Here is a 22,808-nt window from a genome sequence, read left to right on the forward strand (position 1 = left end):
GCTCTGCCGGGCGATATGCGGCGCGCGCCTGATATCGACGCGCGGGCGGGTCAGGCCACGTGTCAGGCCACGACGGGAAGCGCGCGGACGGTATAGGAATGGGAGATCGTGCGGCCCAGGACCGGGTCGTGCAGTTCCATCGCGAAATATCCCGACGGCCGGATGCCGCCGCGGACGGGGACCGTGCCGCAGAGCATGGCGGAGCCCGGAGCGAAATCCAGCGTCGCGGGCAGGCCGGACAGGAGGTCCGTCGGCCGCTTCAGCAGGGCGACGCTGCCTTCCTGATACAGGACGCGCTGCCCACCCTCGTCAATCCACGCGCGCAGTACGAGCTTGTCCCAATGGTCTCGCACATCCTCCCAATGCCACAAGCACGTGGCCAACGGCTTGGCGCAAAGCTGCTTCGACAGCGCGATGCCCACGGTTTCGGCCTTTCGGTCGGTATGGTCGGATGCCAGGCCAATCCATAACCCGTCCGCCATCGCCACCAGAAGCGGTTCCACTTCGCCCGACGTGTCCGGCCCGAGGACGTCGACATGGTCGTCCTGACTCAGCAATGCGTTCGCCACCCGATAATAGACGGGCACCGACGACGGGCGCGGAACGCCGATCGCCTCGAGCTCCTGGATATGGTGCTCGATGGCGGCGGCGTCGCGCCCCGCCCAGCCGGCGACCACAAGGCGTTCGATATCCATCCCGACCACGTCCGATCGGCCGTTCCGCGCGCGCGTGAATTTCAACATGCCATATTCCTGATTACTGTATGGAAATATTTCTATGCCGGGTCGTAATAGTGAATTTCCAGAAGAAGGCACCCTCGTTCCGACTTGAAGGGACCATGGACGGCGCCGGGCGGGCGGCAGGCATATGTGTTTGGCGGGAAAGGTTCGCCCCCGTGCCCGTTTTCGTCGTTGCCGACCGTCAGGTCCCCGGAGATCAGATAGACTTCCTCCCAATAATCATGCACGAACGGCCGCTTGGTATAGACGCCCGGGGCGAAACGCAGCAGCCTTGTCCGGCTGCCCGTCCTGGCGACTTCGTCCAAGCTGCCGGACAGGATCTTTTCCTGTACATCTTCCTTGTACGCCGCCGGCTGTACCCAGCCTGCGTCCATATCCAGCGTATGGAATTCCTTGTGTTCCTTGGTGACGGCCATAGCGTATCGTCCTTTCTTGATAGGGGGTCAGTAGGAGGCCAGCATGCGATCGACGACGCCGGTCGCCCGATCCCAGTCGAACGTCCTGAACGAGTGGTTTTTGGGAACGAAGCTGGCGCCGGCGTAGAACATCTCGTACTGGGTGTGGCGCGACGCGAATTCCGATCCGATGCAGTCCCATGCCAGTTTGAAGAATTTGACGCGATCGGCGGCGTCCATGACGGGCGATGCCTGACTTCTGGAAATCCATTTCATTATTTCAGGATTTTCCATATCCTCCACCGACGACGGCAGCATGATGACGCCGCCGCCGGACAGCGTGCGCAACTGTTCGATGAAGCGCGGGTACAGCGTCTGCGTAATGGCCTGCGCGGCGTAGAGGCTGTGTCGATCCGGGATGAAATAGGGCCCGTAATGGCTGCCCTTCACCTCCATTCCCGCGACCATGGCATCCAACATGCCGACATCAGCCGCGAGCTGACCGAGAATTTCCCGGACCTGCGGGAAGCGCTCGGTCCCGTTAACCTGCGCGATCTTGCGTCCGAGGCCGACGAGGAAGGTCAGCTTCGTCTTGAGGCGGATCATCGCCTGATAATTCTGATAAACATGGGCCGGCGTCGCAAAGAACTGCTTCGCACAGAGCGCCCTGTCATTGTGAACGAATACGCGCTCCCACGGCACGGTCACGTTTTCAAAAACCAGGACGGCGTCGTTCTCGTCGAACCGGCTGGCCATCGGGCTGTCGAACACGCAACCGGCATGCTCCTCGTAGGACTTCCGCGACAGGATACGCAATCCGGTCGCGTTCATCGGCAGAACCGCGGAGAACGCCAGCGCTTCCTCGCCCGGTGCCAGCGGCTGGATACAGGTCACCAGGACCTCGTTGGCCATGACGCCTCCGCTGGCCAGCATCTTCGCGCCGTCGATGACGATGCCGGACGGACCCTGATCGACCACCGACGCCGCGATCCGCCGGGGCGACGGGCTGTCCGGATCGGCCAGCTCGCCCTGCGGATTGATGATGACATAGGTCAGGAACAGATCCGCCTCGCTGGCGTGGCGATAGTAATCGGCCAACGCCCCGGCGCGGGCCGTATCGGCCTCGGCGAAGACATCCAGCCCCATATACATGCCGGCAATGCACGACGCCACATGATCCGGCGAGCGGCCGAAAAAGCCGGCATGCTGCATACCCCAGAATTCGAGCGCCTTGCGTCGCTCGACCAGGTCCGCATGGCTGCGCGGCAACTGCCAGATGCGATTGATCGGTACGCCGCCCTCGTTCAGGCATGTCATCAGGTCGCGGTTCCGCTCGTCCCACGCGGTATCGTACAGGGTACAAACCGTATCGATCGAGCGGCGGAACGCCTGATGTTCCGTCACGTCGGAGACGAGGCCACCGTTGATATAGACCGAACGCCCATCGCGGAGGCTCTCCCTATGTTGCCGGCCAGTCTTCATGATTTCCCTCTCCCCTGGTACAGACCGCGACCGGGCGGAGCCCGATCGGCTATGCATAACGTGCTGAAAAACAGATTGCAGTGAAACGCGGGCAGGATTCTATTCGAGAAGTTTCCTGTATTCGCTTGAAAAAAATAGAAGAGGCTTTCGTCCCTCATTGAAGGCCGCATCGGTGACGCGCACGACGAACAGGGCATGGTCACCCACTTCCTGCGTCATGAAGGGTTCGCAATGCAGAGCGGCCAGCGCGCCGGCCAGGCGCGCGACGCCGCTCTCCATCATGGAGTCCAGGGCGGCCTGCCGCACCGAGGCGTCGGACGGACGCCCGAACAGGTCGGACAGTTCCCGATGATCCTCGGCCAGGACGTTGATCACGAACACGCGGCATTCACGAAATTTGACTCCTGCATAACCATTTTTTTTCACGCTGAAGACAACGAGGGGTGGATCGAGCGACACGGTGTTGAACGATGTGGCCGTGAGCGCGGTCCGCTCTCCCTGATCGTCGGTCCCGACAATGACGGTGACTCCCGTCGCGAACTGCCCGAACACCTTCCTGAAATGCTTCGAATCCATGGCCGTGTCGCGTGTCCATTATGTTGATAGCTTTCTTTAAAAGCTAAATTGGCGACGTGTCAACGAAAATGTGGCGGTACTGGAACGAATGGACTGAAGCCGGTTTCCTTGAATCATATTGTACAAAAACATTATTTTTTTCATTCCTTATCCGTATTATTTCAGTTGACAAACGCACGGCGCTGCGCCTCATAATGCCGACCATGGTAGCTTTCTTTGAAAGGTATTTTATGGGCGCCCAGGGCTTGTCCATCAGCCGTCTTGCAGGGCGGAGGCTCGTGCTTTCCACGGCTTTCGTCATCGATGGCGGTCGCCCGGCCCGCATTCGTATCGATGTCGCGACCGCGCGGGCATGGACGTCCGTCAGAGGCGGTATCTTGAACGATTGCCGCCACCGCCAAGCCGAATACGCTTCGATCAAGGCCCCGCGAGCAATTCGAAACCTCTCCATGCGCCATCGGCGCGCGGGAGGGAGATTCCGGCCCTTCGGAAAAACGATGCGGACAGAAAAATTATTACAAACAAAAGAGAAAACTACGTCACGTAATCATACGAATAAAACGACCAAATATGTAATATATGAAAAATCGAACGAGTGATTCGGCCGAGAATATCATCGACCATTTAGAATGATCCGAGTTGATTCAATAATGAATGCCAGGCGCGATCCTCTCGACACCGGAAGGGCCCACAATAATGTCCTACTACTCTCGACGTATCAGCAAGCTGTGTCTTCTCTCGACGTCGGCACTTTTCCTGCTGAATCCTTATGCGGGGAATGCGCGTCCCGTCGACAAGGCCGTGGCGTCCGGTCACAAGGTCGGACAGAAGACCGTACCGTCATCCACGCGCAGGAACCCGGTGCCGGACGCGGAGGAAGTGACCGTCTCCGGATTTTCCCGCACCGTCAAGGGCGGGGGTGGTGTGCTCATTACGAATGCGCCCAAGAATATCGAGGGCGTATCCCGGGACTATATTTCCCGACAAAGCGGGGCGTCCACCGCGGTTGATCTGATCAAGTACCAGCCCAGCCTCAACAGTTCGACGACCGATTCATCGGGCATGATTGGCGGGCAGTTGATCAGCCGGGGGCTTTCGGACGCCGACATGGCCATCACGGTCGATGGGGTCGCACCCAATTCCGGGGCCGGGCATGCCACGCAGAATTTCGAAACCGAGGATACACAGAGCGTTCAATACACGCCCGGTCCCGTCGACCTGGCCCTGCCGATTACCAGCGCGGCGATCGGCGGCCTGGAGCAGTCGCCGATCATGCCGGCGTCGAAAGCCGGCGGTTTTACGGACTTTTCATATGGGACGAACAATTTGAGCCGCGAGTATATCCGGCTCGAATCCGGGGAGATCGGCAACTCCGGCATCAAGGCCTTCTATTCCATGTCGCATTCCCACGCGCGCAACTGGCAGGGCGCCGGCACGGGGAATCGCATCCATATGGATTTCGGCGCCTATATCCCCGTTGGGCGTTCTTCATTCCTGCGTCCCCTGGTGTCATGGAACTACCAGAGCCCGGTGGCCGTTCCAAAGCAGCCCACCGCAACCCAGTTCCATGACGACAAGAACGGCAGGGCGGGCGGCGACAGCTACCATCTTACGTCGTTCTACGATCCGTCCAACCCGGGCCTGTATTATGCCACCAATCAATATCGGTATAATCAGATCCAGGCCGATATGCCCGTTCATCTGAACATCACGTCGCTGCTTGATATCGATATCAAACCCTATCTGGCGTATCAGAGCGGGCATTGGAACATGGGCGGGGGGGCGTTCATCGGACCGACCGGCACGGTCGGCGGCCAGTCCGTTCCGCTGAGTGTCGGACCGGCCGGGCCGATCCTGACCTCGCCCGTTCCTGGAAGCAGTACCTGGAATAACAGCGGCCCCAAGGGCGGCGTCGTTGCCGAGACGACCTGGCATGTCGCGCGCAATGCACATGTCAATGTCGGGTACTGGTATGAGCAGTACCACGATAATCAGCGCTGGGTGGATTCCGTGCTCAACGCGGACGGCTCGGTCCCCAATCCCGACAATCTGGCGCGGGCCCTGTTTGTACGGACCGGCGACGTATCCTATAAATATACATTCAATATCACGCATGCGGCGAGCGTCATCAATGCGTTCTTCGTGCAGGGCCGATGGTCCGGCCTGGAAAACAGGCTGAACATCGAAGGCGGCGTGAAGGTCGTCCATGAAACACTCGGCAACGACCAGGTTTCGAACGGAACGTCCACGACGCAAAGCATCACGTCGCCGATCCCGCAGATTCTCATGTCCTACAAGATCGATCGGAACGATCAGGTCTATGTGAATGGTTCTGGAAACTTTCGACTTCCGGACCCCGGCAGCCTGGCGAAATTCTATGACGCCAGTACGGGCACCTATGTCGGGACGCAGTCCAATCTGAAACCGGAATATGTTATCTCCGAGGCGGTCGGATTCAGGCATAACGGGAAATATATCTATGCGAACGTTGAATTTTTCAATTACTCCATAACGAATCGTTTGATTTCCACCAATGTGAGCATTGGCGGGACGGCTGTGCCCGCGACCATCAACGGCGGCAACCAGACATCTCGCGGCGTGGATGTGACCCTGTCCGGGCGACGGGTATATGGCTTTACGCCCTATGTGAGTTTCGAATATCTGCATGCTACGGAGGATTCAAACATCCAGACGACCGCCATTGACGGTTCCCCGGACTATCTGCGGACCAAGGGCAAGCGTGCTGTTCAGGCGCCGCGTTATACGGCCAATTTCGGCTTGAACTATGACGATGGCGTCTTCTTTGGCGATCTCGGGCTTCATTATAACAGCTCCCAGTATGCCTCGTTCATGAATGACGAGAAAATGCCGGGTTACTTTACCGACTCGCTGGGAATTGGCGTCAGGTTCAAGAATTTTCAATATTTCAAGGCGCCCGTGTTTAAGTTGAACCTGAATAATATCACCGGATCTTTTCTGAGGACCGGCGTTGCCAGTGTCATTAACAATGCCCGCCAGACGGTGGGGGTGAATGGAAATTTGATAGCGTCGTCCGGTGCCGCGACTTACTATCTTTACCCGAGATTCAATATTACGGGCACCATCTCGACCGCTTTCTGAAAAACTTCTGGAGAGGCATCGATAATGCTGAGGTATTTTTTCATACTGTCTCTGACCGTTTCGGTATCGGGGTATGCGTTCGCGGGTGAGACCGCAGGAAAAACCCCGTCGTTCCAAGGCAGGTGCTCGGCATTCGTTGGCCGGCATGCGGCGGGTGGTTTCGATTACACCGTCACAAAGGCGTATTTCGGCGGCAGGAACGCGGCAATCAATGTGCGTCCCGCCACGGATGTCGGCGCGACCGGAACGGCCGCGGCGATTCCGGTCACGCGCGATATGTGCCTGCTTAAAATAACGATCGGTCCCGGCGCGAACAATGGTCCGAACGAGCCGTCCACCTCTCGGGGAATCGGCCTGGAGGTGTGGGTGCCGTCGCCGGCCGACTGGAACCAGCGTTACCTTGGGGTGGGGGAAGGTGGCTATGCCGGCCTGCCGGACGTTCAGGATACGAACGCTCTGAGTGTCATCGGTCAATCGGCGCTGCGCGCCGGCGAAGACGGCTTCCTGACCGTCAACTCGGATGACGGGCACTCGGCCGGCGGTGGCAGTGACGGGAGTTTCGCGTTTCGCCCGAACGGAAAGCTGAACTGGCCGCTTCTCGAGGACTGGGCGTATCGCAGCCTCCATATGATGGTGCTGGCCGCGCACGATATCGCGCGGAACTTTTACGGACGTGAACCGAAATTTTCCTACTGGAGCGGAGGGTCGACCGGTGGCCGCGAGGGCCTTATGCTCGCGCAACGTTATCCCCATGACTATAACGGTATCATTAGCGCCTATCCGGCGATAAACTGGCCCAGCTTCGTGCCGTCCATTATGTGGCCACAGGTGGTCATGAACCGTGATCTCGGGCATCCGATATCGCCGGGGAAGCTCGAACTGGTAACACAGCGCGCGATTGCGGCGTGCGATACCTTCATTGCCGGCAGGCATGATGGTTACATCAGTGATTTGGCGTCCTGCCACTATGATCCGGTAGGCGACACCGGACTTCTCTGCCCGGAATCGAAGGGTGGCAGCGATTCATGTCTGACGAAGGGCGAGGCCGTCGCCGTCGACAAGATCTGGTATGGACCGACGATCGACGGGAAGGCGATTTCTCCCGGGTCGGATAACGGGTTCGAGCCTTCGCTCAGTCTCGGTCATCTATGGTACGGATATAACCGGGGCGTGGTCCTGTATAATTCGCCGCTGACCTATGGAGTCGGACCCGCCGGCGTCACGCCCTTCACCATCGGCGCGCATTGGCTGGCGATTGCCGCCGGCGATCCGGCATTGGCCGACAGATCGCTGAAAAGCGGCTCCGTCCTGGCGCGCGATGGCTGGAAGACTCTGGGCTATTCGGGCGATAAATCGTTTTCGAGCGTCTTTATCCGGTCGTTGCAGCAATTCGGGTCGATGAACGGAACGGATAGCGTCGACCTGAGGGAGTTCTACAAGGCGGGTGGCAAGATCATTCATTGGCACGGCCTGGCCGACAATCAGATTCCGGTGGGCGGATCGGTTAATTATTACGAGCGTGTCGCGGACGCCTTTGGCGGATTCGACAATATCCAAGGCTGGTATCGCTTTTTCCTGGCGCCGGGCCTGGGGCATGGGCGCACCGGGGCTGCCGGGCTGCATCCTCCGGTGCCGGGCGGGAATGCGAATGACGGGTTTGGCATCAACTATGCCATTCTTCCGGCTCTTGAGCGGTGGACCGAGGCTGGTGTCGCGCCTGCCGTGATCCATGTCTCGAGAAAAGACGATGCCGAAGGGGAACGTTTCTGGTGTCCTTACCCCGCGCAACTGACGGTTGGCGGCGCGAAAACGGCCTTCACCTGCTCAGTCGGCCGGTGAGACACCATATCGTCTGCCATGACGGCAATCATGACGGCGATCGTTGCCCCGCCGCGGCGCGGCGGGCAGGGGAGATCGGATGAAATCGTGCCTGGGGCAGCCCTGGGGCGCTCCTGGCGCATCCGAAGCGGAAACAGGATGGAGGACAATCGAGCCGTGACGCAAATGCCCCCGCAGACGATTCATTCCGCTGCCCAGGCGCTGGCGGAAGGGCGGACGACCAGCCGCGCACTGGTCGAGGACGCGCTGGCCCGTATTGCCGATCCGGACGGCGAAGGCGCGCGAACGTTCATGGGCGTGCATGCGCGCACCGCGCGCGCCCGGGCCGATCATATGGATGCCTTGCGGAAAAACGGCCATGCGCCGTCCGCGTTCGCCGGGCTGCCGATGTCGGTCAAGGACCTGTTCGACGAGGCTGGAGCCGTCACGCGCGCGGGTTCGCGCGTGCTGGATGGCGCGGCGCCCGCCGTCAGCGACGCACCCGCTCTCGCGCGGCTGAATGCGGCGGGCATGATCTCCATCGGCCGGACCACGATGACGGAGTTCGCGTTTTCCGGCGTGGGGATCAACCCCCATTATGGGACCCCCGCCAATCCTTGGCGACGGTCCGAGAGGCGCGTGCCCGGTGGTTCCTCATCCGGGGCGGCCATATCGGTCACCGATGGAATGGCCTTCGTCGGTATCGGCACCGATACGGGAGGATCGTGTCGTATTCCCGCCGCCCTGACCGGGCTGGTCGGCTTCAAGCCGACCGCATCGCGTATTCCCCGCACCGGCATGGTCCCGCTGTCGTCAACGCTCGATTCGGTCGGCAGCATAGCGCGCAGCGTCGCCTGTTGCTGGACGGTCGACAGCCTGATGGCCGGTGGCGGCGCGCGTCTCCAGGATGCGCCGAGTGGTATGCTCGGGGCGTCGCCGAGGCTGGGTGTGCTGAGTACGTACGTTCTGGATGGGATGGACGAGACGGTCGGGCGTACATGGGAGGCATGTCTGAGCCGTCTCGCGGCTGGAGGGGTGTCTCTTGCCGATGTCGCCTGCCCTGCGTTGAACGATCTCGCGGAGGCCAACAGCAAGGGCGGCTTTCCTGCGCCCGAGGCGCTGGCCTGGCATTCGCCACTCTTACGGACCCGTCACGCTGAATACGATCCGTTCGTCCTGCGTCGAATATTGCGCGGCCAGGAACAGAGTGCCGTCGACTACATCACTCTCATGGAGACGCGGGCGCGTATCATGCGGCGGGCCGGGGACTGCCTGGATCAGTATGATGCAGTCATCATGCCGACGGTTCCGATCGTGGCGCCTCGCCAGGACGCATTGACCGATGACGGTGTCTATGCGGCGACCAATTTGAAGTTGCTGCGCAATTCGACGGTTGTCAATTTCCTCGACCGCTGCGCCATCACGATTCCGTGTCATAGCCCGGGCGAAGCGCCCGTCGGCCTCATGCTGATGGGGCGCCATCATGAAGACGCGGCCCTTCTGCAGATCGCAGCGCAAGTCGAACGTGCCCTTGCATCCTGAACCTTGTCGCGGCGGGGGCAGCGCCCGCCGTCTTATGACGGGCTGGTGCCCGCGCCATGCCCTTTATTCGCTCAAAAAATCCATGAGCGTCAGTGATGCCTGTGCCCCCGATATCAACTGCGACATGGTACGGGCCAGTTCGATCATCTGGTCGCGGGAGATATCGCGGAATATCGTATCGTTTACCGGCACCTGTACCTCCGCCAGGCGGGCGAGCAATTCCCTGGCCTTGGGAGTCACCGACAGGATCACGCGCCGACGGTCCTTTGCGTTGGGGACCTTCATGACCAGACCCGATGCGGTCAACTTGTTGACCGCGATCGTTACAAACGCGCCGCTGAGGTTGAGATGCTCGGCGAGTTGCGCGATGCCGATGCCATCACTTTCCATGTGAGCGATCGAGATCAGTGCCGTGTATTGCGTGCCGCTCAGGCCGATATGACGGCCCAGTCGCTCCCGGTTCGCCTGAATCAGGGTTGAAAATGCCAGCAATCGATGCAGCATCTCACGAAAAAGGCGATCGGAGCCGTTCACCGTGAGTTCAGAACGCGACACCGTCAGCGGCGATGTGGGACGATCGGACTTCATCTCGATAATATCGCTGACAGCATTCAGTGTTTGATTTCTGATTTTCTTCATCGCCCTGCTTCAAAACTCATGGTCTACACCGCGCACAATTCGGAATAAATTTCTTGACGCCCTTATGGATTACGCTTTTGATTTTCATAATCATGCCGTATCCTGAAGCTCGCCTTATGTTGATCTGTCCACGATGACTGGCCTGTTGTAGTAGTTGATTCGTGCCTCCGATGCCAGCCTGAGCAAGACGAGAGTTCCTCATCCATCGTGCGCGCCAGGCGCCACGACAGCGCCCTGCGCGTCGCCCAGTCCATGATCGCCACGAGGTAGAGAAAGCCCCGCCTCGTGGGAAGATGCGCGATGTCGGCACACCAGACCTGGTTGGGCCGGTCGATGACCAGATCCCGCAGCAGATACAGATATTGCCGATGCTTCGGACGGGGCGCACTCTTGCACGGCTTCTGGTAGATCGCCCGCAGCCCCATCATCGCCATGAGTCGGTGAACCCGCTTGCGGCCAGGCACAGTTCGCCATTCTCTTCGGTGACCGCTTCGCACGCACCACCGTCTGATCAACAACGTGAGCAACGCATCGCACACGAAATTCCTGACAGTCCCCTGCTCCGTGCTATTGAGCACGCATGTGAGATTTGGACCTGACCCGCAGATCACCATATCGGCTGGCGGCTTCCGGAAAGCGCCGCGTTCAAAGGCCTGACAGAAGACCGCATTCGATCACACGCTCAACGGGTCAGAAACTTCTTGCACTACGGACGGCAACCACAGAAGCAGCTACGATCCTTATTCCCTTTTTGATTCGAACATTCGATGGGTCCGGTCTCCGCATGGTGTATTTGGATATTTTTCTTTTTCTCTTATTGATTTTTTATCCAACGGCATGGCTGAGACGTACTTTGGCGTCGAGTGGAATGGTATTTCCTTTTGCAAAACGATTTATTTTTGTTTCTATTGCCATGTTAATTATTTCCGGAAGGTCGGAGGGCTATTTCCAGAAAATTATCGTTGATTATGATGATAGTTTAATTTTTTTATATTACTGTATGGTTGGCTTTGTGGAAGAACTCGCGAAGACGGCTGGGGCTATTTTTTTATTGCGTAGCGTAAATTTTAGAGAAATCTGTTCCCAACAGTTTCAATGTTTCCTGGGGGTCGGGTATTTTTTTTGGATTATTCGAAGGAGTTATACGCATTGTGGCAGTGGCGAGTATGTCTGGTAGTGGCAAAGCATTTATCCTATCGCAAAGCATACCTTTTGGCATAGACATTCATATGTCCTTAATCATTCAGGATGCTCTTGGTGTCTATATTGCCTTCTGTAAACCTCATATGTGGAAATATGCCGTATCAATCATCATTAAGGCATGCCTTGAGCATGCGGGGTTCGATTCTTTTTATTGCGAGGACCCGCTAAAAATATATGATACTATTTTTTATTATATTCCTGTTCTGTTAATTTTTACCGTGTCCTCATCTATATTTTATTTTGCATGCGGTTAAATCTTCCTTTTTGATGGCGTCCATCGGGTCTTTTATATCAATATCTTGTATTGTTATATCTATTATTTTCGCGGGGCATATAAATTTGCCGCGGATCGGCAAGAGACTGGGAGCAGATGAACGGGAATGCATGCACGTTCCTCGGCTGGGCCTCAGTCAGGGCTGATGATACCAAAGCTCCGTCAGATCACACCATGATCGTGGATGGACTCCTCAGAAAGGCAGGTCTTTCACGTAGGGGCAGAGCCACCCCGATCTTCCTGCTGGGGTACGAAGCAGACGGCCAGGCTTCTGACGCCCTGGGCGCCGCGGATCAGGACGCCCTGGATGTCGGCGGTGGCGGAGGGGCCGCTCATCAGCACGCCGTAGCGGGCGGTGTGGAATTCGGGGCGCAGATAGGCCGTGTGCATGTTGGCCGTGATCTGCGTCGGGTCGAGCAGGACCACCATGTGCTGGGTCAGGTGGGCGAGGGCGTTGAGGCGGAGTTGGGCCTCGCTGAGGAAGATCGAGCCGGTTTCGGCGATGCCGAAGGCGGCGCGGACGATGGTGAGGTCGACCGGCTCGGCGGAGCGGGGGGTGGGCAGGTCTTCGATCCGCACCGTGCCGGTGGCTTCGGGCACCAGCGAGCAGATCATCAGGCCGGGTTGGGGGAAGCGGCGGGCGATGGCCTGGTCCAGCGTCTCGCCGGGCTGGCGGTCGAGCAGGGTGCCGCCCATCTGGGCCAGGCTGGCGGCGAAACGTTCCGGGCTGGCGTCGGCGTCGCCCAGTCGGGCCGGGTCCGGCAGGGGGTGCGCGGACGGGTCGGGGCCGTTGCGGCGCAGGGTGGCCAGGATGGTGTCGCGGGCGCTCATCGTCTCATGTTTCCGCGTTGTCGAAGGGGGCGGGTTTTGCCGCCGGGCGGTTGCGGCGGTACCAGGTGTGGAAAGTTTCCTTGACCGGCTGAGGAAGTTCGCGATTCCTTCCCCAGGGGTTGAGCCAATTGTACAGCGCGAAGCGGGGCAGGGTGGACAGCGCGCTCTCGGCGCCGGCGATGGCGGCGCGGTAGAGCCCGGGCTGGCCCATCAGCTTGCCGGCCATGTGCATGATCTCGCGTTTCACGAACGGCATCTGGTGGTGGTCGACCAGGACCTGGCGCCATTTGAAAAGCTGTTCGTGGATGTTGATCTTGACCGGGCAGACATTGGTGCAACTGCCGTTGAGCGTCGAGGCGTAGGGCAGGGTGCTGTATTTCCGTTCGTTGAAGGTAGGGTCGATGATCGCGCCGATCGGGCCGGAATAGACCGCGCCATAGGACAGGCCGCCCGAGCGGCGATAGACCGGGCAGGTGTTCATGCACGCGCCGCAGCGGATGCATTTCAGCGAGGTCCAGAAATCCGCCATGCCCAGCCGGGCGGAGCGGCCGTTGTCGACCAGGATCACATGCATCTCGCCGCCATCCTGCGGGCCGCGGAAATGGCTGGTATATTGGGTGATGGGCGAGCCCAGCGCGCTGCGCGACAGCAGGCGGATGAACACGCCGAGGTCGGCCATGCGGGGGACCACGCGCTCGATGCCGATGGTGGCGATATGCACGCGGGGGACGGTGGCGCTGAGGTCGGCATTGCCCTCGTTGGTGCAGACGACGAAGGTGCCGGTTTCGGCGACGAAGAAATTGCCGCCGGTCATGCCCGCGTCGGCATGCAGGATCACCGGCCGGGCGGCCAGGCGCTGGGCCTCGGCAAGCTGGTGCGGGTCGTCGGCGTCGGGGTCGGTGCCGTAGGCGCGGGCGAAGATGCGCGCCACGTCGCCGGTCAGTTTATGCACCGACGGCACGACGATGTGGCTGGGCATCTGGTCGTCGAGCTGCTGGATGCGTTCGCCGAGGTCGGTCTCGGTGACGGTGACGCCGCGGGCCGCCAGATAGGGGCGCAGGTCGCATTCCTCGGTCACCATCGACTTGCTCTTGATGAGCGTCGTGGCACCGCGCGCGTCCAGGATTTCGGCGACGATGCGGTTATGCTCGGCGCCGTCGGCGGCCCAGTGTACGTGGATGCCGTTGCGACGGGCGTTGCGCTCGAATTGTTCGAGATAATCGGCGAGGTTCGCCAGCACGTGTTCCTTGATGGCCGAGGCGCGGGCCCGCAGGTCCTGCCATTCGGGCAGCAGGCGCATCTGGGCGTCGCGCTTCTGGCGCATGTCCCACAGCCGGGCATCGTGGAAGTCCAGATGCGGCGCGTCGGCGATGAAGGCGGTGGCGGCGGCGGCGTGGTCGACGGGCTTCCGCTTCATTGCCGGGCTCCGTTCAGGATCTCGGCGATGTGAATGAAGCGGATGTCCACCCGGTTGCGCTCGGCGCAGCCCTGCTGGTGCATCATGCACGAGGAATCGGCCGAGACGATGTAGTCGGCGCCCGCCTGCCGGTGGTCGCGGACCTTGTCCAGGCCCATGCGGGCCGACACCGCTTCCTCGGACACCGAGAAGGTGCCGCCGAAGCCGCAGCATTCGTCGGGCCGCGCCGGGGTGGCGAAACGGATGCCCCTGATGCCGGACAGCAGGGCCATCGGCTTGGAAAAGGCGGGCTCGCCCAGTTCGGACATGCTGGCGGTGCGCAGCGCGCGCAGGGTCGAGCAACTATTGTGCAGCCCGACCGTGTGCGGAAATTCCGCCCACGGGAAATCGCGCACCTTCAGCACGTCGTGCAGGAATTCGACCAGTTCGTAGGTGTTGGCGCGGACATGGCGTACGGCGTCGGTCTGCGCGATGGCGTCGAAATGCGCGCGGACGTGATGGGCGCAGCTTCCGGACGGCATCACGATCGCGTCGAAGCCGGCGAAAAGCCGCACGAACAGGGCCTCGGCCGCCGCGGAGTCCGAGACGCAGCCGGCATTGGTCATCGGCTGTCCGCAGCAGGTCTGCTCCTGCGGGTAGGTGACGTCCTGGCCCAGCCGTTCCAGCAGTTCGAGCGTCGCGATGCCGACGGCGGGATAGAAGGCGTCGATATAACACGGCACGAACAGGCCAATCTTCATTCGCATCGGTCTCTCCCCCTTCGGCGCCGGCCGTCATGATGGACCGTTTCCCGGTCCGCGGACAGGGGAGTGTTATAACAAGATGCGGCGCCCGCTCAACCGGCGGGTCCGACCGGGTGTCACTCGCTGTCGGGGCGGTCGCCGGGCTTGTTGCCGGTGATCTGGATCCAGGCCCCCCTGACGACCATGCAGTTGGCGTACGCGCTCTTCATGCGTCGGAACTGGTTGCCGCCGCCGCCGCTGTTCGTCATCGCCGGCGAGGTGTTTATCGCCATGTTGGCCGAGGCGTCGGTCTGGCAGAACGCGTCGGCCGAGCGGTATTCGTCGCTCTCGCGGTCCATGATCGCCTGGTACCCGGAAATGGAGCCGTAGATCGAATGTTCCCTGTGGGTACGGGCATGGCCGGTGCCGGCGATGGCCAGCGCCCCGGCCAGCGCCCCGGCCAACGGCGGAAGCAGGCGGCTTGTGTCGATGCGGATGCTCATGGTCGTGGTCCCTGTCTGGTGCCGCATCCTATCGCGCCGCGTGCGGGATGGCAGCCCCGCGCGCCGGCTTACATTGACCGTCCGGCGGTGGCTCCCCATTATTTCAGGCAAGAGCGTTTGCCCGATCGGGTATATGTCGCGTCCAGCCAGGGAGAAGACGCAGAACCGTGAGTACCGACCCGTACGAGATCCTGGGGCTGTCGCGCAGCGCCAGCCAGGACGACATCCGCAAGGCTTATCGCAAGCTGGCCAAGAAATTTCATCCGGACCTCAATCCGGGCGACAAGGTGGCCGAGGAGAAATTCAAGGCGATCGGCTCGGCCCACGCGCTGTTGTCGGATGCCGAGCAGCGGGCGCGATTCGACCGGGGAGAGATCGACGCGGCGGGCCAGGAGCGCGGTTTCGCGCCCGGGGGCGGCGGCTATCGCGACCATGCGGAGGGGCCGCAGGGGTTCCGCTATTCCGCCGGCGGGTTTTCCGAGGACGATCTGGGCGACATGTTCGGCTCGATGTTCGGCCAGCAGCGCGGGTTCCGCCGCCGGCCGCAGGGGCCGGCGCGCGGCGATGACCGGAATTTTTCGCTGACCGTCAGTTTCGAGGATGCGGTCAATGGCGGCACGTCGCGCGTCACCCTGCCGGGCGGCGGCACGCTGGATGTGAAGATCCCGCCCGGGATCGAGGACGGGCAGGTGATGCGCCTGCGCGGCAAGGGCGGCGAAGGGCATCAGGGCGGACCCGCCGGCGATGCGCTGATTACCATCAGCATCGCCCCCAGCGCGCTCTTTACCCGGGATGGCGACGACCTGCGCATGACCCTGCCCGTGGGCTTGAAGACCGCCGTGACGGGCGGCCCGATCAAGGTGCCGACGCCGGGCGGATCGGTGTCGATGAACGTTCCGGCCCGGTCCGATACCGGCAGCGTGCTGCGCCTGCGCGGCAAGGGCGTGAAGGCCCATGGCGGACGGGAGGCGGGCAGCCTCTACGTGACCTTGCAGGTGAAAATCGGCCCGGTGGACGCGGCGCTGGAGACTTTCCTGAAATCCTGGACCCCACCGGGCGAGGCGTCGGGGGGAGGGGCCGCATGATCACGATCGAAGCCCTGTGCGTGCGGGTGGGCAATGTCAGCACCGTCGAGATCCAGCACTGGATCGACAGCGCGTGGCTGCGGCCCGCGGGCGAGCCGGGGGCCTATGTCTTCGATGACATCGACGTGGCGCGGGCGCGGCTGATCGCCGAGCTGACGGGCGAGCTGGGGATCGGGGAGGACGGCATGCCGGTGGTGCTGTCCCTGCTGGACCAGCTCTACGATGCGCGGCGGCAGATGCTGCGCCTGCGCGCGGCGCTGGACCGGCCCCAGGCCGCCGACCTGCGCGCGCGCCTGTCCATGCTGCTGGGCGTGTCGGACGACGCGCGGGGGTAGAGGGGCCGGCGGTGTTGGGCGCGGCGCTCAGTCGTCGCGGCTGAGGGGGAGCGTGACGGTCTGGCCGGGTCTGGTGCCCTTGATCGTCAGGTCGGCGCTGTTGGCCGAGACCAGGTGCAGCGTGACCAGCGGGTCGTGGCCCGGGGATTGCAGCGCGTCCTTGCCGTGCGGGGCGAGCGTGACCTGGTGGGGGGCGTAGCTGCGCAGTTCGTCGGGCAGGGTGACCGGCACCTGGCCGTGCGCGTCGGGGGCGCCGACCACCACCGGCGAGAGGCCCATGGCCGCCCATTGGCCGGTAAAGGGGCTGGCGGCATGAGCCCGCGTGGCGGACAGGGCCAGCAGGGCCGCGGCAAGGGCATAGAAGCGTGGCATGAATGGACTCTCCGGGTCGGTCGCGTTCCTGGGCGGGACCTTACTGCGTCCGGCCCGTGTCCGACAGGGGGGCGGCCGGGATGCCGTGCCGCGCGGCGTTGGGCGGCCTGGGGCGGGGCAGGAACGGGTTCAGCCCGTCGAACAGCGCGTGCCATGACAGTGGCGGGCGGTGGCCGTCGGGCAGCACCATCGACACGCCGGCCGTCATGCCGGCGGCCAGGGTCAGCCCGGCGGGCATGGTGTCGATATGGATGCGCACCGGAATGCGCTGGGCCAGCCTGACCCAGGTATAGACCGGGTTGACCGACGGCAGGCCCTGGGTCGCGCGTTCGGCGTTGGTCGAGGAAATTCCGCGCGTGATGCTTTCCACATGGCCCCACAAGGGGGTCGGCGCGCCCATCAGGTCGATGCGCATCAGGGCGCCGCGATAGAGGCCGCGCAGCCGCGTTTCCTCGAAATAGCCGTCGACCCAGTAGGAATCGGCATCGATCACCTGGATGTCGGACACGCCGGCGGTCGCATAGTCGCCGACCCGCATCGTCAGGTTGGTGACATAGCCGTTGACGGTGCTGCGGATGCGGGTGCGGTCCAGGTTGATGCGGGCCTGCGACAGGGCGGCCAGGGCCTCGGCATACTGGGCCTTGGCCTGTTCGGCCACGGCTTCGAACTGCTGCTTTTCCTCGGCCGAGGCCGAGGCGGAGGAGAGTTGCTGCCGGCGCTGGTGCTGGGCCAGGCGCAGGGTCATGTCGGCCCGGCGCTCGTTGACGCGGGCCGTGGCCTGGGCCACCGCGACGCGGAAATCGAACGGATCGATGCTGTACAGCACGTCGCCGCGACGGACGTACTGGTTGTCGGCGACCTGGATCTCCATGATCTGGCCCGATACGCGGGGGGCGATATTGGCTACCTGCACGCGCACCTGGCCGTTCCGGGTCCAGGGGGCGGCGGTGTAATAGTGCCAGAGTGCCAGCAGGACGACCGTGGCGAGGGCGAGGATGGCCAGGGTGGTGGCTATCCGCATGACCGTGCGGGCGCGCTGGAACACCGTCAGACCCTTCTACAGCAGGAAGACATAGAGCCCGACCAGGCAGATCAGGATGCCGAATTCGGCCAGCGGCACGTTCCACAGCCGCTTCTGCACCATCCGGCTGGCCAGCAGCGGGCGCAGCGCCATCAGGGTGAGGACCGCCAGCACGGCATCGACCAGGAAGGAGGCGATCTCGACCCCCGCGATCGTGACGGTCGGCGTCATGGCGCGGCCTCCGGCGGGGGCAGGATGCCGTAATGGCGCAGCGCCCGCGCGTTGCGGTCCAGCAGCCGCGCCGCGCCGAACAGGCCCGAGACGGCACCGAGCAGCGTTTCGCGATCGGCGGGAGGCAGGTGGCCGGCCGCCGCCAGCAGGTGGGCGGCCTGGTCCAGCAGGCGGCCGGCGGCATCGGGGCCATGCAGCGCGCGCAGCATGGCCTGGGTGCGGGCCACCTGTCCGGCCACCGCCGGGATGGCGGCGGCGCGCGCCAGGTGCCGGCGGGCCCGCGCGAGCGCGCCGTTGAGGTCGCCGAGCGACACGATGCGGTCGAACACGCGCAGCGTGGCGGGTTTCCGCGGCAGGTGGCCCGTCCAGGTGCGGGCCTGGAGCAGGCGGTCATATTGCCGGCTGATCAGCGCCGGACTGGCGATGTCGCCCCGGCCGATGAATTGCCGCCGCAGGGTCGTCGCGACCGCCGACGCGATCCGGAACCGCCGCCGCCGGGCGGAGGGCGGCGCCAGCGTCAGCGCGAAGAACAGGATGACCGCCGAGAGCATGTAATGGAGGTTGCGGTCGACGAACTGCGTCGGGTCGTAATTATGGACATTGTCCAGCCCCAGCACGATGAAGAAGAAGACGCCGAAATTCAGTCCGACCGGCATCAGGCGCGGGTGGATCAGCAGCAGGCAACCGGCGAAGATGACGGGCGCCAGCATCAGCGCGAGGAACGGCAGGCCCGAGCCGTAGGGCAGGATGCGCGTGTCGAGCACCATGGCGCAGACCGTGGAGAGCGGAACGCCGACCAGCGCCCCGATGCCGAAGGCGCGGGTGTCGAACGTGGTGATCGACAGGGTGAGGATGGTGGCGACCTGCAACAGCGTGGTCGTCGTCCCCGGCAGGCCGCCGAGCACGCAGATAAGCGCGGCGGCGGCGAAGCCCGTCATGACCGGTGCGCCGTTCAGCAGCGCCAGCACCGGGTCCTGCTGCCGGGCGATGCGCACGTCCCGCGCGACGCGGGGCGCCGCGCGGCCTTCCTCCAGCGTGCGGATGCCGTCGCGGACCCAGCGCCCGTAGGACAGCAGCGCCATCGTGCGTTCGATCAGATAGGCCTCGGCCGGCGTCGGCGGGGCGTCGGCGGGCGCGGCGTGCAGCAGGTCGTTCAGGGCCTGGCGGGCCGCGTCCTCGTCGGCGAAGGGCGTGCCGTCGCCGAAGCGGCGGCGCACGGCGGCCAGGATGGCGGGCCGGACCGCGCCGGCCGGCAGCACCCCGCCGATCGCGCGGCTGCACGAGATCATGTCCAGCATCGCGACCATCGCCGAGCGCGCGCCCGTCATCCGCAGGGCGCTGTCGGCCAGTTCGGTGCGGGCGAAGGACACCTGGCTGGTCAGCGCCATGATCCGGGCCGCCAGGTCCAGCCAGGCGCCGTCGTCGGGCGTGGCCCGCCCGTTGACGGCGTCGTGGGCGATCTGCCCGACCTCGGCCGCGCCGCGGCGCAGTCCGGCGGCCAGCCGGTGCCAGGCGGTGGGCGAGCCGGTCACGTCATTGACGATCGCGATCGAGACGATGCCGATCATGATGGCGGAGACGCGAAAGATCGCGACGGTGAAGACGTCTTCCGGCCGGTCGATGCAGCCGATGCCGATGATCGCGACCGTGTATCCCGCCAGCAGCGCGCCATAGGCGCGGAAATCGCGCGCCAGCGTGCCGAGGACCACGCACAGCCCCAGCCACAGCGCCACGCCGCCCAGGAACATGATCCGATCCTGCCCGAAGGCGGCGACCAGCCCGATGGCCACCACCGCCCCCGCCAGGGTGCCCGCCATGCGGTACAGCGCCTTGGAGAGGATCTGCCCGCGCAGGGGCTGGCTCAGGATCATGACCGTGACGCCGGCGCTGGCGGGGGAGTCGATCTGCAACCAGAAGGCCGCGCCCAGGGCGAGCATGACGGCGGCCCAACTGCGCAGGCAGAAGGCGATGCTGCCCGGCGGCAGCCATGTCGGCCGGGCCGCCGGTTGCCGGAGCCGGCGCGCGCCCGCCATGCCCGTGCCACCCTGTTCCATCGCCGTCATGGGTCTCCGTCCCGTTTGCGGATGGCGGACTATGGCGGGTGGCGGCGCGCCGGATATGTCCCGGCCGCGACAAACCGTATCAGGCGGCATGGGGCCGGAGGCGCGGAAACGGCGAGGTCGCGGAAGATGCCGGCTGGAAAAGGAAAGTTCTTTCCGGCGCGTGCCGGCCGGCCGCCGCCGGGCGGCGACGATGGCTGATATGCGCCTGCCTCATGTCCCTCTGGCCGCCCGGGCCGGATCGGGCGATAAGGGGGCATGCGCCTGCTTCACACCTCCGACTGGCAGATCGGCAAGGTCTTCCGCTTCGCCGACGACGAGATCCTGCCCGTTCTGCAACAGGAGCGGCTGGAGGCGATCGGCCGGATCGGCCGGCTGGCCCGTGCCCAGGGGGCGGAATGCGTCCTGGTGGCGGGCGACCTCTACGACCATCTGCGCCCGTCGGAACGCACCTTGCGCCAGCCGGTGGAGCGGATGCGGCAATTTCCCGACCTGCGCTGGCATCTGATCCCCGGCAATCACGATTTCAACGAACGGGACGGGGTGTGGGACCGGCTGGTCCGCACCGGCCTGCCGGACCATATCGTGCCGCACCTGGCCCATGCGCCGGCCCCGCTGGACGCGGCGGGCACGGCATGGGTGCTGCCGGCCGGGCTGGGGCATCGGCATGTCATCGGCGATCCGACCGGCTGGATGGACGGGGCGGCCACGCCGGAGGGCGCGATTCGCGTGGGGCTGGCGCACGGGTCGGTGCGCAGTTTCGGCGAGGAGGCGCCGGGCCATAACCTGCTGGCCATCGATCGGGCGCGGCGGGCCGGCCTGTCCTACCTGGCGCTGGGCGACTGGCATGGCGCCATGCGGATCGATGCCCGCACCTGGTATTCCGGCACGCCGGAAGTGGACGGGTTCGATGTGGGCGGGGCGGGCGGCGGCCAGGCGCTGCTGGTGACGCTGGACGGGCCGCGCGCCGAGCCGGTGGTCGAGGCCCATGCGGTCGGGCGGTTTCGCTGGGCGCGGGAGCAGGCAACGCTGACCTGTGCCGAGGATATCGCGGCGCTGGAGGGGCGGCTGCGCGCGATCGATCCCGACGATCCCAGCCGGGTGCTGGTCTGGCTGGCCGTGAGCGGGGCGCTGGGGCTGGCGGACCTGGAGGCCTGGCAGGCGCGGATCGTGGACGGGCTGGGTTCGGCGCTGCGGCTGCTGCGGGTCGACGGCGCGCCGGGACTGGCGCCGTCATCGGACGATCTGGAGGCGTTCGGGCCGGGCGGCGCGGTGCGGGCCGCCGCCGAGACCCTGGCGCGCCAGGCCGGCGAGGGAGAGGAGCCCGCGCGGGCGATCGCGGCGGCCGCGCTGCAACGGCTGTATCTGCTGGCGCGCGACGGAGGGGCGGCATGATCCTGCGGGGGCTGGAAGTCGAGCAGGTCCGCCGGTTCGGCGATGCGGTGCGGCTGACGGGCCTGGGGCCCGGGATCAATCTGCTGGGGGCGCCGAACGAATTCGGCAAATCGACCCTGCTGGCGGCGCTGCGCGCGGTGTTCCTGCTGCCGCACGGCTCCAGGGCGGGGCCGGTTGCCGCCCTGCAACCCTATGGCGGAGGGGCGCCGCGGATCGCGGTCGATTTCACGCTCGACGGGTGTGACTGGCGGCTGGAAAAGCGCTTCCTGCACCGGGCGTTCGCCCGGATGGAGGGCGGGGGCGCGCGCCTGGACGGCGACGCCGCGGAGGCCCGGCTGCACGCGCTGCTGGGGGTGGAGGGCAGGCGTGGCGCCGAGGCGGTCGGCCTGCTGAATGCGCTGTGGGTGACGCAGGGGCACAGCCTGGTGCAGCCCGATCTGTCGGACCCGGCGCGGGCCACCATCCGGTCCTGTCTGGAGGCCGATCTCGAGGCCATGACCGGCGGGGATGCCGCCGGCCGCGTGCTGTCGCGCGTGTCGGCCGACCTGGCGGTGCTGCTGGATGGGCGCGGCAACCCGCGCGGCCGCTTTCGCGCGGCGATCGAGGCTGGGCAGGCGGCGGCGGCCGAACTGGCGCGGCTGGACGGCCGCCGGCAGGCGCTGGAGGACGATCTGGGCGCGATGGCCGACCTGCGGCGCCGTCTGGCGCATGAGGACGATGCCGACCGGCGGGAGAAGGAGCGCGCCGACCTGGCCGAGGCGGGCCGGGTGCGCGACCGGCTGCGCGATTACGATGCCCGCGACCGGGCCGCGCGGGCGGAGCGCGACCATGCCGTCGCCCGGCTGGGGGTCGCGCGGCAGGATGTGGGCCGCCGCGCGGCGTGGGAGCGCGATCTGGCGGCCGGAACGGCGCGGGCGTCGGCCCTGGAATCCGCGTTCGGGGAAGCGCGGGAGGCGCATGCGGTGGCCGGCGCGGCGCATGCCGCGCGGCTGGAGGCGGTGCGGGCGGCGGACGAGGCACGCCAGGCGGCGCGCCGGGCGCTGGACC

The 22,808-nt window shown here is 64.3% G+C and carries 22 protein-coding genes and 1 pseudogene; 8 read left to right on the forward strand and 15 right to left on the reverse strand.

Translation table 11 applies throughout. The features are described 5' to 3' along the window. Nucleotides 1-62 precede the first annotated feature (62 nt). From HLH48_RS19865 to HLH48_RS19880, 4 genes are all read right to left on the reverse strand, one after another. The gene (locus tag HLH48_RS19865; RefSeq protein WP_182999217.1) at nt 63-743 is read right to left on the reverse strand and encodes a DUF2848 domain-containing protein; all 681 of its coding nucleotides are present in this window, start codon (nt 741-743) and stop codon (nt 63-65) included. A gap of 32 nt (nt 744-775) precedes the next feature. Next, a complete protein-coding gene (locus HLH48_RS19870) occupies nt 776-1,156 on the reverse strand; it encodes a cupin domain-containing protein (RefSeq protein ID WP_182999218.1) in 381 nt (126 codons plus the stop codon). Between the two features lie 27 nt (nt 1,157-1,183). Continuing rightward, nucleotides 1,184-2,617, reverse strand: coding sequence for a 4-hydroxyphenylacetate 3-hydroxylase family protein (locus HLH48_RS19875; RefSeq protein WP_220795219.1), 1,434 nt, complete (start codon nt 2,615-2,617; stop codon nt 1,184-1,186). A 99-nt stretch (nt 2,618-2,716) separates the two neighbouring features. Then, nucleotides 2,717-3,169, reverse strand: coding sequence for a flavin reductase family protein (locus tag HLH48_RS19880; protein WP_182999219.1), 453 nt, complete (start codon nt 3,167-3,169; stop codon nt 2,717-2,719). A gap of 80 nt (nt 3,170-3,249) precedes the next feature. On the opposite strand from HLH48_RS19880, the gene HLH48_RS19885 reads away from it, so the two are divergent. Beyond that, complete coding sequence (locus HLH48_RS19885) at nt 3,250-3,792, forward strand: hypothetical protein (RefSeq protein ID WP_182999220.1); 543 nt, start codon at nt 3,250-3,252, stop codon at nt 3,790-3,792. A gap of 55 nt (nt 3,793-3,847) precedes the next feature. Continuing rightward, the gene (locus HLH48_RS19890) at nt 3,848-6,313 is read left to right on the forward strand and encodes a TonB-dependent receptor (RefSeq protein ID WP_182999221.1); all 2,466 of its coding nucleotides are present in this window, start codon (nt 3,848-3,850) and stop codon (nt 6,311-6,313) included. A 164-nt stretch (nt 6,314-6,477) separates the two neighbouring features. Here HLH48_RS19890 and HLH48_RS23385 read toward each other — a convergent pair whose 3' ends face one another. After that, the gene (locus tag HLH48_RS23385) at nt 6,478-6,651 is read right to left on the reverse strand and encodes a hypothetical protein (RefSeq protein ID WP_246387586.1); all 174 of its coding nucleotides are present in this window, start codon (nt 6,649-6,651) and stop codon (nt 6,478-6,480) included. Here HLH48_RS23385 and HLH48_RS19895 point away from each other — a divergent pair. Both HLH48_RS19895 and HLH48_RS19900 read left to right on the forward strand, forming a co-directional pair. After that, complete coding sequence (locus HLH48_RS19895) at nt 6,590-8,152, forward strand: tannase/feruloyl esterase family alpha/beta hydrolase (protein WP_246387584.1); 1,563 nt, start codon at nt 6,590-6,592, stop codon at nt 8,150-8,152. The two genes, HLH48_RS23385 and HLH48_RS19895, sit on opposite strands and share 62 nt — an antisense overlap. 165 nt (nt 8,153-8,317) lie before the next feature. After that, nucleotides 8,318-9,673 (forward strand): amidase, encoded by a 1,356-nt coding sequence (locus tag HLH48_RS19900; protein ID WP_182999236.1) that lies wholly within the window; start codon nt 8,318-8,320, stop codon nt 9,671-9,673. Between the two features lie 63 nt (nt 9,674-9,736). Here the strand turns inward: HLH48_RS19900 and HLH48_RS19905 are convergent, their stop codons facing one another. The 6 genes and pseudogenes from HLH48_RS19905 to HLH48_RS19930 form a co-directional block, all read right to left on the reverse strand. Beyond that, complete coding sequence (locus tag HLH48_RS19905) at nt 9,737-10,312, reverse strand: MarR family winged helix-turn-helix transcriptional regulator (protein WP_182999223.1); 576 nt, start codon at nt 10,310-10,312, stop codon at nt 9,737-9,739. Between the two features lie 194 nt (nt 10,313-10,506). Next, a pseudogene (locus HLH48_RS19910) lies at nt 10,507-10,770 on the reverse strand (DDE-type integrase/transposase/recombinase); the annotation flags it as partial. A gap of 1,229 nt (nt 10,771-11,999) precedes the next feature. Beyond that, nucleotides 12,000-12,620 (reverse strand): LutC/YkgG family protein, encoded by a 621-nt coding sequence (locus HLH48_RS19915; RefSeq protein ID WP_182999224.1) that lies wholly within the window; start codon nt 12,618-12,620, stop codon nt 12,000-12,002. 4 nt (nt 12,621-12,624) lie between these two features. Next, nucleotides 12,625-14,037, reverse strand: a complete 1,413-nt coding sequence (locus HLH48_RS19920; protein ID WP_182999225.1) for a lactate utilization protein B — start codon at nt 14,035-14,037, stop codon at nt 12,625-12,627. Continuing rightward, complete coding sequence (locus HLH48_RS19925) at nt 14,034-14,777, reverse strand: (Fe-S)-binding protein (RefSeq protein WP_182999237.1); 744 nt, start codon at nt 14,775-14,777, stop codon at nt 14,034-14,036. Before HLH48_RS19925 ends, HLH48_RS19920 begins: the two co-directional genes overlap by 4 nt. A 119-nt stretch (nt 14,778-14,896) precedes the next feature. Beyond that, nucleotides 14,897-15,262, reverse strand: a complete 366-nt coding sequence (locus tag HLH48_RS19930; protein ID WP_182999226.1) for a hypothetical protein — start codon at nt 15,260-15,262, stop codon at nt 14,897-14,899. A 167-nt stretch (nt 15,263-15,429) separates the two neighbouring features. On the opposite strand from HLH48_RS19930, the gene HLH48_RS19935 reads away from it, so the two are divergent. Together HLH48_RS19935 and HLH48_RS19940 are read left to right on the forward strand one after the other, a co-directional pair. Beyond that, nucleotides 15,430-16,347, forward strand: a complete 918-nt coding sequence (locus HLH48_RS19935) for a DnaJ C-terminal domain-containing protein (RefSeq protein ID WP_182999227.1) — start codon at nt 15,430-15,432, stop codon at nt 16,345-16,347. Further along, complete coding sequence (locus tag HLH48_RS19940) at nt 16,344-16,682, forward strand: chaperone modulator CbpM (RefSeq protein WP_182999228.1); 339 nt, start codon at nt 16,344-16,346, stop codon at nt 16,680-16,682. Before HLH48_RS19935 ends, HLH48_RS19940 begins: the two co-directional genes overlap by 4 nt. A 27-nt stretch (nt 16,683-16,709) precedes the next feature. Here HLH48_RS19940 and HLH48_RS19945 read toward each other — a convergent pair whose 3' ends face one another. From HLH48_RS19945 to HLH48_RS19960, 4 genes are read right to left on the reverse strand one after another with little or no spacing between them, the layout of a single operon-like run. Next, nucleotides 16,710-17,054 (reverse strand): hypothetical protein, encoded by a 345-nt coding sequence (locus HLH48_RS19945; RefSeq protein WP_182999229.1) that lies wholly within the window; start codon nt 17,052-17,054, stop codon nt 16,710-16,712. A 40-nt stretch (nt 17,055-17,094) separates the two neighbouring features. Further along, nucleotides 17,095-18,099, reverse strand: coding sequence for an efflux RND transporter periplasmic adaptor subunit (locus HLH48_RS19950; protein WP_182999230.1), 1,005 nt, complete (start codon nt 18,097-18,099; stop codon nt 17,095-17,097). A 12-nt stretch (nt 18,100-18,111) separates the two neighbouring features. Continuing rightward, the gene (locus tag HLH48_RS19955) at nt 18,112-18,306 is read right to left on the reverse strand and encodes a DUF1656 domain-containing protein (protein ID WP_182999231.1); all 195 of its coding nucleotides are present in this window, start codon (nt 18,304-18,306) and stop codon (nt 18,112-18,114) included. Further along, nucleotides 18,303-20,369 carry an FUSC family protein gene (locus HLH48_RS19960; RefSeq protein ID WP_182999232.1) on the reverse strand — a complete coding sequence of 689 codons (2,067 nt, stop codon included), beginning with the start codon at nt 20,367-20,369 and terminating at the stop codon, nt 18,303-18,305. The genes HLH48_RS19955 and HLH48_RS19960 overlap by 4 nt, the downstream gene beginning before the upstream one ends. Before the next feature lie 255 nt (nt 20,370-20,624). Here HLH48_RS19960 and HLH48_RS19965 point away from each other — a divergent pair, with 255 nt between their 5' ends. Together HLH48_RS19965 and HLH48_RS19970 are read left to right on the forward strand one after the other, a co-directional pair. Then, a complete protein-coding gene (locus HLH48_RS19965; RefSeq protein WP_182999233.1) occupies nt 20,625-21,761 on the forward strand; it encodes a metallophosphoesterase family protein in 1,137 nt (378 codons plus the stop codon). After that, nucleotides 21,758-22,808 (forward strand): AAA family ATPase (locus HLH48_RS19970; protein ID WP_456305415.1); only part of this gene is annotated, 1,051 nt, incomplete at its 3' end. The genes HLH48_RS19965 and HLH48_RS19970, both read left to right, overlap by 4 nt.

The sequence above is a fragment of the Gluconacetobacter sacchari genome (assembly GCF_014174255.1).
In the GTDB taxonomy this organism is placed as follows: domain Bacteria; phylum Pseudomonadota; class Alphaproteobacteria; order Acetobacterales; family Acetobacteraceae; genus Gluconacetobacter; species Gluconacetobacter sacchari.

Excerpts from the sequence above, each read along its gene's own strand:
- HLH48_RS19865 (WP_182999217.1), bottom strand. The coding sequence starts at position 743 with ATGTTGAAATTCACGCGCGCGCGGAACGGCCGATCGGACGTGGTCGGG.
- HLH48_RS19870 (WP_182999218.1), bottom strand. The coding sequence starts at position 1,156 with ATGGCCGTCACCAAGGAACACAAGGAATTCCATACGCTGGATATGGAC.
- HLH48_RS19875 (WP_220795219.1), bottom strand. The coding sequence starts at position 2,617 with ATGAAGACTGGCCGGCAACATAGGGAGAGCCTCCGCGATGGGCGTTCG.
- HLH48_RS19890 (WP_182999221.1), top strand. The coding sequence starts at position 3,848 with ATGCCAGGCGCGATCCTCTCGACACCGGAAGGGCCCACAATAATGTCC.
- HLH48_RS19895 (WP_246387584.1), top strand. The coding sequence starts at position 6,590 with ATGTGCCTGCTTAAAATAACGATCGGTCCCGGCGCGAACAATGGTCCG.
- HLH48_RS19900 (WP_182999236.1), top strand. The coding sequence starts at position 8,318 with ATGCCCCCGCAGACGATTCATTCCGCTGCCCAGGCGCTGGCGGAAGGG.
- HLH48_RS19905 (WP_182999223.1), bottom strand. The coding sequence starts at position 10,312 with ATGAAGAAAATCAGAAATCAAACACTGAATGCTGTCAGCGATATTATC.
- HLH48_RS19915 (WP_182999224.1), bottom strand. The coding sequence starts at position 12,620 with ATGAGCGCCCGCGACACCATCCTGGCCACCCTGCGCCGCAACGGCCCC.
- HLH48_RS19920 (WP_182999225.1), bottom strand. The coding sequence starts at position 14,037 with ATGAAGCGGAAGCCCGTCGACCACGCCGCCGCCGCCACCGCCTTCATC.
- HLH48_RS19925 (WP_182999237.1), bottom strand. The coding sequence starts at position 14,777 with ATGAAGATTGGCCTGTTCGTGCCGTGTTATATCGACGCCTTCTATCCC.
- HLH48_RS19930 (WP_182999226.1), bottom strand. The coding sequence starts at position 15,262 with ATGAGCATCCGCATCGACACAAGCCGCCTGCTTCCGCCGTTGGCCGGG.
- HLH48_RS19940 (WP_182999228.1), top strand. The coding sequence starts at position 16,344 with ATGATCACGATCGAAGCCCTGTGCGTGCGGGTGGGCAATGTCAGCACC.
- HLH48_RS19945 (WP_182999229.1), bottom strand. The coding sequence starts at position 17,054 with ATGCCACGCTTCTATGCCCTTGCCGCGGCCCTGCTGGCCCTGTCCGCC.
- HLH48_RS19955 (WP_182999231.1), bottom strand. The coding sequence starts at position 18,306 with ATGACGCCGACCGTCACGATCGCGGGGGTCGAGATCGCCTCCTTCCTG.
- HLH48_RS19960 (WP_182999232.1), bottom strand. The coding sequence starts at position 20,369 with ATGACGGCGATGGAACAGGGTGGCACGGGCATGGCGGGCGCGCGCCGG.
- HLH48_RS19965 (WP_182999233.1), top strand. The coding sequence starts at position 20,625 with ATGCGCCTGCTTCACACCTCCGACTGGCAGATCGGCAAGGTCTTCCGC.